At 70.6% G+C, this 12,278-nt stretch carries 12 protein-coding genes; 11 read left to right on the top strand and 1 reads right to left on the bottom strand.

The features are described 5' to 3' along the window. Positions 1-14: 14 nt before the first annotated feature. From QM792_RS00145 to QM792_RS00135, 3 genes are read left to right on the top strand one after another with little or no spacing between them, the layout of a single operon-like run. Positions 15-986, top strand: a complete 972-nt coding sequence (locus QM792_RS00145) for an NAD-dependent epimerase/dehydratase family protein (RefSeq protein WP_415147141.1) — start codon at positions 15-17, stop codon at positions 984-986. Further along, on the top strand, positions 983-1,726 hold the full coding sequence (locus QM792_RS00140) for an SDR family oxidoreductase (protein WP_415147140.1): 744 nt from the start codon (positions 983-985) through the stop codon (positions 1,724-1,726). The genes QM792_RS00145 and QM792_RS00140 overlap by 4 nt, the downstream gene beginning before the upstream one ends. Positions 1,727-1,732: 6 nt before the next feature. Beyond that, a complete protein-coding gene (locus QM792_RS00135) occupies positions 1,733-3,244 on the top strand; it encodes an FAD-dependent oxidoreductase (protein ID WP_415147139.1) in 1,512 nt (503 codons plus the stop codon). Here QM792_RS00135 and QM792_RS00130 read toward each other — a convergent pair. Continuing rightward, a complete protein-coding gene (locus QM792_RS00130; protein WP_415147138.1) occupies positions 3,232-4,248 on the bottom strand; it encodes a LysR substrate-binding domain-containing protein in 1,017 nt (338 codons plus the stop codon). The genes QM792_RS00135 and QM792_RS00130 overlap by 13 nt on opposite strands. A gap of 156 nt (positions 4,249-4,404) precedes the next feature. On the opposite strand from QM792_RS00130, the gene QM792_RS00125 reads away from it, so the two are divergent. The 8 genes from QM792_RS00125 (at position 4,405) to QM792_RS00090 (ending at position 12,274) form a co-directional block, all read left to right on the top strand. After that, a complete protein-coding gene (locus tag QM792_RS00125) occupies positions 4,405-5,331 on the top strand; it encodes a LysR substrate-binding domain-containing protein (protein WP_415147881.1) in 927 nt (308 codons plus the stop codon). A gap of 61 nt (positions 5,332-5,392) precedes the next feature. Further along, positions 5,393-6,799, top strand: coding sequence for an FAD-dependent tricarballylate dehydrogenase TcuA (tcuA, locus tag QM792_RS00120; RefSeq protein WP_415147137.1), 1,407 nt, complete (start codon positions 5,393-5,395; stop codon positions 6,797-6,799). Further along, positions 6,786-7,937 carry a tricarballylate utilization 4Fe-4S protein TcuB gene (gene tcuB, locus QM792_RS00115; RefSeq protein WP_415147136.1) on the top strand — a complete coding sequence of 384 codons (1,152 nt, stop codon included), beginning with the start codon at positions 6,786-6,788 and terminating at the stop codon, positions 7,935-7,937. Before tcuA ends, tcuB begins: the two co-directional genes overlap by 14 nt. A gap of 225 nt (positions 7,938-8,162) precedes the next feature. Next, on the top strand, positions 8,163-8,747 hold the full coding sequence (locus tag QM792_RS00110) for an anthranilate synthase component II (RefSeq protein WP_415147135.1): 585 nt from the start codon (positions 8,163-8,165) through the stop codon (positions 8,745-8,747). Next, positions 8,747-9,766 carry a low-specificity L-threonine aldolase gene (gene ltaE, locus QM792_RS00105; protein WP_415147880.1) on the top strand — a complete coding sequence of 340 codons (1,020 nt, stop codon included), beginning with the start codon at positions 8,747-8,749 and terminating at the stop codon, positions 9,764-9,766. The genes QM792_RS00110 and ltaE overlap by 1 nt, the downstream gene beginning before the upstream one ends. 11 nt (positions 9,767-9,777) lie before the next feature. Beyond that, a complete protein-coding gene (gene trpD / locus QM792_RS00100; RefSeq protein ID WP_415147134.1) occupies positions 9,778-10,812 on the top strand; it encodes an anthranilate phosphoribosyltransferase in 1,035 nt (344 codons plus the stop codon). Beyond that, complete coding sequence (trpC, locus tag QM792_RS00095; protein ID WP_415147133.1) at positions 10,809-11,603, top strand: indole-3-glycerol phosphate synthase TrpC; 795 nt, start codon at positions 10,809-10,811, stop codon at positions 11,601-11,603. Before trpD ends, trpC begins: the two co-directional genes overlap by 4 nt. Beyond that, entirely contained in the window at positions 11,600-12,274 is a 675-nt protein-coding gene (locus QM792_RS00090; protein ID WP_415147132.1) for a uracil-DNA glycosylase, read from the top strand. Before trpC ends, QM792_RS00090 begins: the two co-directional genes overlap by 4 nt. Positions 12,275-12,278 lie beyond the last annotated feature (4 nt).

The following is a 12,278-nucleotide window of genomic DNA, read 5'->3' as shown; positions in this document are numbered from 1 at the left end:
GCCGGAGATTGCCGATGAAGAAGATTCTCGTGACGGGTGCCTGCGGCTGGCTGGGCGCCGCGATCGTGCGTGCGCTGCTGGCCCGCGGCGACGCGGTCGTGGCCACCGACCTGGCCATCAGCCCCGCGATGGACGCGCTGGCCCGCGACCAGTCGCGCCTGACGACCGCGGCAGCGGACCTGGGCGAATGGCCTCAGGTGGCGCGGCTGTTCGAGCAGCACCGGCCCGATGCGGTGGTTCATGCCGCAGCCATCGTGGGCGTGGTGCAGTGCGCGGACATCCCGATCAAGGTGCATCGCGTCAACGTCGAAGGCTCGATCAACCTGTTCGAGTCGATGCGGATCGCCGGCGTGAAACGCGTGGTGCACATCAGCACCGAAGAAACCTACGGTGACTTCAACGCCGAGCGAATCGACGAGGAGCACCCGCAGAAACCCGTCAGCATCTACGGCGCCACCAAGCTGGCCGTGGAGCATCTGGGGCGGGTCTATTCGCGCGACCACGGCCTGGAGTGTGTCAACGTTCGCACCTGCTGGGTCTATGGACCCCATCTGCCCCGCCTGCGCGTGCCGCGCACCTTCATCGAGGCCGCGCTGCGCGGCGAGCCCCACCACCTGCCCGAAGGCGGCGAGCTGGCGGTCGACCAGGTCTACATCGACGACACGGTGGCCGGCGTGCTGCTGGCGCTCGACAAGGACACGCACCGTTTCGACAGCTACAACATCGCCACCGGCCAGGCGCCGAGCATTGCCGACGTGGCGAACGCGGTGAACCGCGCGATCCCGGGCGCGCGCATCACGGTGGGCCGCAGCGGCGAGGGCTACCGTCACGGCGGCACGGTGCCGAGCGCCCGGAAGGGCGCGCTCGACATCCGGCGCGCGACGGCCGAACTGGGCTATCGGCCGCAGTACGACATCCAGAAAGGCATCGAGGCCACGATAGCGATCACGCGCATCGAGATGGCGAAGCACAGGGAGGGGAAATGACGGCTCCCGCTCGCCCGCTGGCGCTCGTCGTTGGGGGATCGCGCGGCATCGGTGCGGCCAGCGTGCGCGCGCTGGTCCGCGATGGGTTCGATGTGGCGCTGACCTATGTCTGCCGGCCCGACGACGCCCGGCAATTGCAGGCGCAATGCCCGCCGGCCTCGCGGGTGGGCAGCTACGCGCTCGACGTGGCCGATCCGCAGGCCGTGGCGCGTATGTTCGCCGAGGCCGCGCGCGACTTCGGCCGCGCGCCGCGTGTGGTGGTGGTCAATGCGGGCATCAACGTGCCGCCCGCGCCGCTGGCGCAGTTCCCGGACGATCGGTTCCGGCGCCTCATGGAGGTCAACCTGCTGGGAGCGTTCCACGTGCTGCGCGAAGCGGCGCGCCGGGTCGAGGACGGCGGCGCGATCGTCGCGCTGTCGACGTCGCTGGTGCGCCATGCGGTGCCCGGGGCGGGCCCCTACGCCGCGACGAAGGCGGCCGTCGAATCGCTGGTGCGCTCGATGGCGCGCGAACTCGCGGGCCGCGGCGTGCGCGTGAACGCCGTGGCGCCGGGCCCGGTGGACACCGAGCTGTTCAATGCGGGCAAGACGGAGGAGGCCAAGCAGCGGATGGCCGCGATGAGCCCGTTCCAGCGCATCGGCACGCCCGAGGAGGTGGCGGAGGTCGTGGCGTTCCTGGCATCCGATGCCGCGTCCTGGGTGCACGGTCAGGTCGTGCAACCCAACGGCGGGCTCGTGTGAGAAGGCATGCCGACGCGCAGCAGTGAACCCGCCGACGAGCGCTTCGACGTCGTGGTCGTCGGCGGCGGTGGTGCCGGCCTGGCGGCGGCCATCGAGGCGGCGGAGTGCGGCGCCCGCGTGGTGCTGCTGGAGAAGAACGCCGAGCCCGGCGGGTCGACGGCATGGTCCATCGGTTCGGTCACCGCCACCCGGACGCCGCACCAGCGAGCCAAGGGGATCGTCGACAACCCCGACGATCATTGGGCCGACATGCCCGGCTTCGCGGGCGATCTGGCGGCGCGCGACAACGACGCGCTGCGTCGCGTCCTGTGCGAAGCGATGCCCGACACCTTCCAGTGGCTGCTGGACTCCGGCGTCCGCTTCATGGGGCCGATGCCCGAGCCGCCGCACCGTCGGCCGCGCATGCACAACGTGCTGCCGAACTCGCGCTCGTTCATCTATCACCTGAGTCGCCGCGCGTTGCGCGCGGGTGTGCAACTGCGCTGTTCGATCCGCGTGCTGGAACTGGTGTGGGAGGACGGGCGGGTCCAGGGGGTCGTTGCCGAAGACGCAAAAGGCAGGCGCTGCCGCATCGACGGGCACGGTGGCGTGGTGCTGGCGGCGGGCGACTTCACGAACAACCCGGTGCTCAAGGCGCGTTTCATGGGCGCGCAGGAGGCCAAGGTGGGGGCGGTCAACCCCGGCGCCACCGGCGACGGCCAGATCATGGCCGAGGCCCTGGGCGCGCAGGTCGTCAACGGCGATCTGGCGCTCGGCCCGGAAATCCGCTTCATCGCCCCGGAAAAAGAGAACTTCGTGCGGCGGCTTCCGCCGTGGCGCGCGCTCGCGGTCACCATGCAATGGGCGCTGGAGCACGTGCCGCCGTTCATCCTGCGGCCGTTCATGATGAAGTTCCTGACCACCGCGCTGGCGCCGGCGACCGCGTTGTTCGACGACGGCGCTCTGCTGGTGAACGCCCGTGGAGAGCGCTTCGGCAGCGAAACCGACGGGCCGGCGTACCGGCTGGCCGACCAGCCGGGCGGCATCGGCTACATCCTGATCGACGGTCGGCTGGCGCAGCGCTACTCGGCCTGGCCGCATTTCATCTCCACCGCGCCGGGCATCGCATACGCCTACATCGACGACTACAGGCGCAATCGTCCCGACGTCTGCCGCGAGGCGGCGACGCTCGACCAACTCGCTGCCAAGACGGGGATGGACCCCGAGGCGCTTCGGCGCAGCGTGTCGGCGGCGGGCGGCCGCGCGCCGGGGACGGCGCCGTACATCGCGCTCGGCCCGGTACGTGCCGTCTTCGTGCATGCCGAGGGTGGCCTGAGCGTCGACCTGGAGCACCGCGTGCTGGACGCCTCCGGTCAGCCGCTGCCCGGTCTCCGCGCCGCGGGTTCGACCGGCCAAGGCGGCTTGCTCCTCAAAGGCCACGGCCACCACCTCGCGTGGGCCTTCGCTTCGGGACGCCGGGCGGGTCGATTCGCGGCGCAGGCCGCATGCCAGGCCCAGGCGGGCGTTCAGGCGCCGTGAAGGGCGTGGGCGTTCTCGTCGTCGGCCGGTTCGATCGACTCCGGCGTGCCGGTGTCCGTCGATTCGAGCGTGGTGAGGCGGACGCCTTCCCAGCGGCCATCCTCGATGAGCTGCCGCACCACCTGCTTGACCTCGCGGCGCACGATCGCGGCGCACGGCGACAGCTTCTCGGGGGGCAATGCGTAGAGGTAGTTCGCGCGGGTCATGTGCGCGTCGGCGATCGGCAGGCAGCGCCAGCGCGAAGGCGCATCGCCCAGCGCGTGCACGGCGGCCATCGGCTTGATCGTGGCGCCGACGCCGTCGGCCACGCAATGCATCAGCAGCGGCAGCGAGTCGATTTCCGAGACGGCGTCGACGGCGAGGTTCACGCGCTCGAACTCGATGGCGATGCGCCGGCGCAGGCCATGGCCCGGGCTGGGCAGGATCAGCGGCAGCGCCGAAACCTCCTGCAGCGTGAGCGACCGCTTGTGCGCGGCCACCAGCCGGGTATCGCGCGGGAAGATCACGAACAGCTCTTCTTCCAGCAACGGCTCGGAGGTGAGTTCGGCCGCCGCGGTGGGGCTGAACAACACGGCCAGGTCCAACTGGCCCAGGCGCGTCATGTGATCGAGGTGGCCCGACAGCCCTTCCACGACATTGAGCACGATTCCCGGGTACTTCGCCCGCAGGTGCTTCATCAGCGGCAGCCCGAGCGCGCACACGGTCGTGGGCGCCAGGCCGAGCGCCACGCGTCCGCTCATGCTGGCCTGCTCCTGGCGCGCCACGGAGATGGCCTGGTCGAGTTGGCGCAGCATAAACTTGGCGTGGTGGTAGAGCGCCTCGCCGTTCTCCGTCGGCGTCACGCCGCGGGCCGAGCGCACGAGCAGCGACTTTCCGACCTCCTCTTCCAGCCGCGTCATCTGCTGGCTGAGCGCGGGCTGGGCGATGAACAACTGGCGCGACGCCTTCGTCAGACTGCCGCTCTCGACGATCTGCACGAAATACTTCAGTTGCCGCATGTCCATCGTCGTCTCCAAGCTCAGCGCGCCGAGTCAATGCGCAATGGTAAGCCGGCGCAATCGGCTGCACATCGGTGCGATCCAGGCCTCGCGGACCGCGGCGGATGACCCGGCATGTCCGTTGTCGAACCCGAACTCCTTCTCGCAGACGAAGAGCGCGCCGTGGAACTGAGGCAACTGCGCTACTTCGTGCGGGTGGTCGAACTCGGCAGCATGGGACGCGCCGCGGCCGAGCTCGGCGTCGTGACGTCGGCGCTGAGCCAGCAGATCACGCGGCTGGAAAGCGAGCTGTCGACCCGGTTGTTGCAGCGCACCAAGACCGGCGTGGTGCCCACGGACGCGGGCCTCGCCTTTCTGCGCCAGGCACAACTGACGCTGCGCCACGCCGCCGATGCGGTGCAGGCGGCGCAGGAGGCCCGCCTGTCGGGGCACGTCAGCCTGGGCCTGGCCACCAGCACGGCGAAGGTTCTGGGCCTGCCGTTGATCCAGGCGATGACGCAGCGCTATCCCGACGTGCGCCTGCACATCGTCGAAGGCCTGTCCGGCCACCTGTCGTCCATGCTGAACGCGCGCCAGTTGGACCTGGCCGTGGTGTTTCGCGGCGACGGCGGCCGGCGCTGGAGCCTGATGCCGCTGCTCGATGAACGCCTCTTCCTCATCGGCCGGGATGACTTGCCGGGCATGCCGAGAGGATCGAGCGTCACGATGGCCGAGGTCGCGCGACTGCCGTTGATCCTGCCGACCGGTTCGCATGGCTTGCGCGCGCTCGTCAACGCGATCTTCGAGCGGGCCCGCATCGAACCGAACGTCGCGGCCGAGATCGACGGCCTGTCGGTGCTGATGGACGCCGTGCGGGCCGGGCTGGGGGCGACGCTGCAGCCCGGCGCCGCCGCGGCGCGAGAGCAGCCCGGCATGCTGCGCTGCATCCCGGTGGCCGACGCCGACGCCCGGCGGCAGACTCTGCTGGCCAGCCTCTCGGACGACGAGCTGTCGCCCGCCGCGCTGGGCGCGCGCGTGGTGCTGACGGACGTGGCCCGACGCCTGGTCACCGAAGGGCGCTGGCCCGGCGCCACCCTTCACGAATCATGAAGACGTCTTGCGGCGTGGCGGCTGTGCGCCGGCGCCGCGGCCTCCTACAGTCGTTGCCAGGATGATCGATGTTCTCGTGATCGGCGGCGGCAACGCCGCGCTCTGCGCGGCGCTGATGGCGCGCGAGGCGGGCGCCACCGTGATGCTGCTCGAGGCGGCTCCGCGTGAATGGCGCGGCGGCAACTCGATGCACGTGCGCAACCTGCGCTGCATGCACGACGCGCCGCAGGACGTGCTGGTCGATGCCTATCCCGAGGAGGAGTACTGGCAGGACTTGCTGAAGGTCACCGGCGGCAATACGAACGAGCATCTGGCGCGAATGGTGATCCGTGCGTCCTCCACCTGCCGGCCCTGGATGCGGCGACATGGCGTTCGCTTCCAGCCGTCCTTGTCCGGCGCGCTGCATACCGCGCGCACCAACGCATTCTTCATGGGAGGCGGCAAGGCGCTCGTCAATGCGTACTACCGCAGCGCGCAGGCCCTGGGGGTGAAGGTGCGCTACGAGTCCCCCGTCGACCGGATCGAGCTGCGCGACGGGCGCTTCGTCGCCGCCTGCACGAAGGCAGAGCGCATCGAGGCGCGCGCCTGCGTGCTGGCCGCCGGCGGCTTCGAGTCCAACCGGGAGTGGCTGCGCGATGCCTGGGGCATGAACGAGCGCGGCGAATACCCGGCCGACAACTTCCTGATCCGGGGCACGCGCTTCAACACCGGCACGCTGCTTCGCTTCATGATCGACGCCGGCGCCGATGCGATCGGGGACCCGACCCAGGCCCATATGGTGGCCATCGACGCGCGCGCTCCGCTGTACGACGGCGGCATCTGTACGCGCATCGACTGCGTTTCGCTCGGCGTGGTGGTCAACCGCGAGGGCCGGCGCTTCTACGACGAGGGGGAGGACTTCTGGCCCAAGCGCTACGCGATCTGGGGGCGGCTGGTGGCGCAGCAGCCGGGGCAGATCGGCTACTCGATCATCGACCAGAAGGCCATCGGCCGGTTCATGCCGCCGGTGTTTCCCGGCGTCGTCGCCGGCTCGCTCGCCGAATTGGCCAGGAAGTTGAATCTGCCGGAAGAGAACTTCGTGCGCGTGCTGAACGACTACAACGCCGCCTGTCGCCCGGGCACCTTCGACCACACCGCGCTCGACGACTGCCGCACCGAAGGGCTGGCGCCGCCGAAGACCCACTGGGCGCGGCCGATCGACACGCCCCCGTTCTACGGCTACGCGCTCAAGCCCGGCGTCACCTTCACCTATCTTGGCCTCAAGGTCGACGAGCGGGCGGCCGTGCACTTTGCCGGCGAACCGAGCCCGAATCTCTTCGTGGCCGGCGAGATGATGGCCGGCAACGTGCTGGGCAAGGGCTACACCGCCGGCGTCGGCATGTCCATCGGCACGGCCTTCGGGCGGATCGCGGGGACGCAGGCGGCTGCGGCGGCATGGCGCGAAGGGGTCGAACATGCAGGCGCTTGACGGGCGGCCCGCCGTGATCCCGATCCTGAGCGAGGCCGAAGCCGAGGTCGGGCGGCAGATGCAGATCTGCAACGCCTGCCGCTACTGCGAAGGCTTCTGTGCCGTGTTCCCGGCCATGACGCGGCGGCTGGACTTCGCGCGGGCCGACATCCACTACCTGGCCAACCTGTGCCACAACTGCGGCGCCTGCCTGCATGCCTGCCAGTACGCGCCGCCGCACGAGTTTGCGGTGAACGTGCCCAGAAGCATGGCCGAGGTGCGGCGCCAGACCTATGTCGACTACGCTTGGCCGCCCGCGCTCGGACGTCTGTACAGGCACAACGGCCTGACGCTGTCGCTGGCGTTGGCGGCGGGGCTGGCGATATTCCTGATGCTGATGGCCGCCTTGCACGGCTCGCCGTGGCGAACCCGGGCCGGGGCCGGCTTCTACGACCTGTTCCCGCACAACCTGCTCGTCGGGATGTTCGCGCCCGTTTTCCTGTTCGCGGTGTTGGCGCTGGCGCTCGGCGTCAGGCGCTTCTGGCGCGAGGTGACGCCGGCGACCAGCGCAGCCGCGCTCAGCCCACCGGCCGCTGCGGAGGCGACCGATGCCATCCTGAAGCTCCGGTACCTCGACGGGGGCCATGGCGAGGGCTGCCACAACGAGGACGACGCCTGGACGCTGGCGCGCAAGCGCTTCCACCATTTCACCTTCTACGGCTTCCTGCTGTGCTTTGCCGCGACGAGCGTCGCCACGCTGTACCACTACCTGCTCGGCTGGCCCGCACCGTATGACTTGCCGAGCCTGCCCAAGCTGCTCGGCGCCGTGGGCGGGGTCAGCCTGCTGATCGGAACGGGCGGCTTGTGGCGGCTGAACCGTTCGCGGCACGCGCTGCAGGGCGACCCGGCCCAGAAGCCCATGGACCTGGGCTTCATCGCGCTGCTGTTCCTCACCAGCGCGAGCGGCCTCGCACTGTGGCTCGGCCGCGGTACATCGGCCCTCGCGCCGCTCCTGTGCCTGCACCTGGGCGCCGTGATGGCGCTGTTCGCGACGCTGCCTTACGGCAAGTTCGCCCATGGCGTCTTTCGCGCCGCCGCGCTGCTGCGGTACACGATCGAGAAGCGCCAGCCCAACCCGATCGGGATCGGCGACGACTGATCGGTGTGGTCGGCGCGCAAGCCATAATGCGCCCCATGTCTGCGATCCGCCCGATCACCGCAGCGCGCTCCGGCTGGCGTTGGCGCAAGCCATCCGCCTGACCCTTTCCCATCGCGCCCGCTCGGGCGCCTCGATCCCCGCCCTGCATGCCTTGCGGGCATCCCGGCGGGCACGACTTCCGGGTCCGCGCCGGCGGCCCGGCAAGATCCAAGAGATGGAGCGCACATGCTGCTGATGATCGACAACTACGACTCCTTCACCTTCAACCTGGTGCAGTACTTCGGCGAGCTGGGCGAGGACGTGCGCGTCTTCCGCAACGACGAGATCGACACGGCCGGCATCGCGGCGCTGAAGCCCGACCACCTGGTGCTCTCGCCCGGGCCGTGTTCGCCGGCCGAGGCCGGCGTGTGCGTCGAGGCCATCCAGGCCTTCACCGGCAAGCTGCCCATCCTCGGCGTGTGCCTGGGCCACCAGGCGATCGGCGCGGCGCTGGGCGGGCGCATCGTGCGCGCGAAGACGCAGATGCACGGCAAGACCGACCTGATCAGCAACGACCGGCACGGCGTCTACACCGGGCTGCCGGCGCAGTTCACGGTGATCCGCTACCACTCGCTGGTGATCGAGCCGGCCTCGCGGCCCGAGGTGCTGGAGGTCAGCGCCACCTCGCAGGACGGCGAGATCATGGGCGTGCGCCACCGCGAGCTGGCCGGCACCAGGACGCCGCTGGAAGGCGTGCAGTTCCATCCCGAATCCATACTCACCGAGCATGGCCACGCGATGCTGAAGAACTTCGTGGAGCTGCGGCCGTGATCGTCGATCTTCGAAGCGATACCGTCACGCGGCCCACGGCCGCGATGCGCGAGGCGATCGCGCGCGCCGAGGTCGGCGACGACGTGTTCGGCGACGACCCCACCGTCAACGCGCTGCAGGAGCGCGTCGCCGCGCTGTTCGGCAAGGAGGCGGCGCTGTTCGTCACCAGCGGCACGCAGGGCAATCTGTGCGCGCTGATGAGCCATTGCCAGCGCGGCGACGAGGTGCTGGTCGGCCAGCTCGCGCACGGCTACCGCTACGAGGCCGGCGGCGCGGCGGTGCTGGGCAGCGTGCAGCCGCAGCCGCTGCCGCAGCAGGCCGACGGCACGCTGCTTTTGTCCGACATCGCCGCGGCCATCAAACCCGACGACGAGCACTTCGCGCGCACGCGGCTGCTCGCGCTGGAGAACACCTGGAACGGCAAGGTGCTGCCGCAGCGCTACCTCGACGACGCGACCGGGCTGGCGCACGAGCGCGGGCTGGCGACGCACCTCGACGGCGCCCGGCTCTTCAACGCGATCGTCGCCTCGGGCACCGAGCCGGCGCGGCTGGTGCGCGGCTTCGACAGCGTTTCGGTGTGCTTCAGCAAGGGCCTGGGCGCGCCGGTCGGCTCGGTGCTGGCCGGCCCGCGCGACTTCATCGCCCGCGCGCGCCGCGTGCGCAAGGCGCTCGGCGGCGGGCTGCGCCAGGCCGGGCTGCTGGCGGCGGCGGCGCTGTACGCGCTGGACCACCACGTCGAACGCCTCGCCGACGACCACGCGCTGGCCAGGCGGCTCGCCGACGGGCTGGCGAAGATCGACGGCATCAGCGTCACCGCGCCCGACACCAACATCGTCTTCGCCGAGGTGGCGAACGGCGCCGCGGGGCGCACCGAGGCGCTGCTCGCGCACCTGCAGCAGCGCGGCGTGCTCGCCACCGGGCTGATCGGCCTGCGCTTCGTGACGCACCTCGACGTCGACGCGGCCGGCGTCGATCGGGCTGTTGCTGCCGTCGGCGAATTCATGAACAAGCCGCATTGAGGGAGACCCGCATGGCGATCACCGACAACGAAGCCCTGACCCGCACCATCGAGCACCGCGAGATCTTCCACGACGAGATGCTGGCGCTGATGCGCCGCATCATGGGCGGCGAGATGTCGCCGGTGATGATGGCCGCGCTGCTGATCGGGCTGCGCGTCAAGAAGGAGACCATCGGCGAGATCACCGCCGCGGCGCAGGTGATGCGCGAGTTCTCCACCAAGGTCGAGGTGGCCGACCGCCGGCACCTCGTCGACATCGTCGGCACCGGCGGCGACGGCTCGCACACCTTCAACATCTCCACCTGCTCGATGTTCGTCGCCGCCGCCTGCGGCGCGCGCGTCAGCAAGCACGGCAACCGCAGCGTGTCCAGCAAGTCGGGCAGCGCCGACGTGCTGGAGGCGCTGGGCGTCAGCCTGGCGCTGAAGCCGGCCGACATCGCGCGCTGCATCGCCGACACCGGCATCGGCTTCATGTTCGCGCCCAACCACCATCCGGCGATGAAGAACGTCGCGCCGGTGCGCAAGGAGCTGGGCGTGCGCACGATCTTCAACATCCTCGGGCCGCTGACCAACCCGGCCGGCGCGCCCAACATCCTGATGGGCGTGTTCCACCCCGACCTGGTCGGCATCCAGGTGCGCGCGCTGCAGCGCCTGGGCGCCGAGCACGCCCTGGTGGTCTACGGCCGCGACGGCATGGACGAGGTCTCGCTGGGCGCGGCCACGATGGTCGGCGAGGTCAAGGACGGCGACATCCGCGAGTACGAGATCCACCCCGAGGACTTCGGCCTGACGATGGCGAGCAACCGCGCGCTGAAGGTCGAGACGCCCGAGCAGAGCAAGGCCATGCTGCACTCGGTGCTCGACAACGAGGCCGGCCCGGCGCGCGACATCGTGATCCTCAACGCCGGCGTGGCGCTGTACGCCGCCAACGTGGCGGCGACCATGGCCGACGGCATCGGCATGGCGCGCGAGGCGCTGGCCTCGGGCAAGGCGCTGGCGAAGATGCACCAGTTCGTCGCGCGCACCAAGGAGCTGGCGGCGGCATGAGCGGCGGCGACATCCTGGCGAAGATCGTCGCCGTCAAGCGCGAGGAGATCGCCGCCGCCCGGCGCGTGCGCGGCGAGGCCTCGCTGCAGCGCGAGGCCGAGGCGCTGGGCGGGCAGCGCGACTTCATCGGCGCGCTGCGCGCCAAAGCCGCCGCCGGCCGCGCCGCGGTGATCGCCGAGGTGAAGAAGGCGAGCCCGAGCAAGGGCGTGCTGCGCGAGCACTTCGTGCCGGCCGAGATCGCGGCGAGCTACGAGCGCGGCGGCGCGGCCTGCCTGAGCGTGCTGACCGACGAACGCTTCTTCCAGGGCTCGGCCGAGTATCTGAAGCAGGCCCGCGCCGCCTGCGCGCTGCCGGTGCTGCGCAAGGACTTCATCGTCGATTCGTACCAGGTGGCCGAAGCGCGCGCGATGGGCGCCGACTGCATCCTGCTGATCGTCGCCTGCCTGGGCGACGCGCAGATGGCCGAGCTGGAAGCGCAGGCGCAGGCGCTGGGCATGGCGGTGCTGGTCGAGGTGCACGACGGCGCCGAGCTCGACCGCGCGCTGAAGCTCGCGACGCCGCTGGTGGGCATCAACAACCGCAACCTGCGCAGCTTCGAGGTCACGCTGGACACCACGCTGGCCCTGCTGCCGCGCGTGCCGGCCGAGCGCCTGCTGGTCACCGAAAGCGGCATCCTGGCCGCGGCCGACGTGCGGCGCATGCGCGATGCCGGCGTGCACGCCTTCCTCGTCGGCGAGGCCTTCATGCGCGCGGGCGACCCCGGCGCGGCGCTGCAAGACCTGTTCGCATGACCGCCGACGACCTGCCGGCCGCCTTCGCGAGCCTGCCCGCCGCCTGGAGCCGGGCGCTGCCGCAGTGGACGCCCGAGCGCTTCGCCACCATCGTCGAGCGCGTGCGCGCGGTGTCGGACGGGCGCGAGATCGCCCCGGCCGATCCGTTCCGCGCGCTGCGCTTCGCGACGCCGGAGCAGGTCAAGGTGGTCATCCTCGGCCAGGACCCGTACCCGAAGCCGGGCCATGCCGACGGCCTGGCCTTCTCGGCCGGGCACGGCAAGCCGGCCTCGCTGCGGCGCGTCTTCCAGGTGCTGGCCGAAGACAAGCCCGGCTTCAAGCCGCCGGCGGCCTGGAAGCTCGACGGCTGGGCGCGCCAGGGCGTGCTGCTGCTGAACCCGACGCTGAGCATCGAGGTGGGCCGCATCGGCAGCCACATGAATTGTGGTTGGCAGGCACTCACATCCGATATCGTGAAGATTCTGTGCGAGCGTGTCGATCCGCCGGTGTTCATGCTGTGGGGCGACAAGGCGCGTGCCTTCTTCGACGCCGCCTGCCCGCCGGGGGCGGCCGTGCGCACGCTGCCGACACGCCATCCCTCCAACGACTTCCAGCGCCGCTTCATGGCCGATGACCGCCATTTCCTCGCCACGGCCGACTTGGTCGATTGGTGGGCGATATCGGCAATGTGATATA

Source organism: Piscinibacter sp. (genome assembly GCF_047600445.1).
Lineage (GTDB): Bacteria > Pseudomonadota > Gammaproteobacteria > Burkholderiales > Burkholderiaceae_C > Piscinibacter.
Note: the sequence above shows the minus strand (reverse complement) of the source record. Positions and strands in the feature narration are given on the sequence as shown.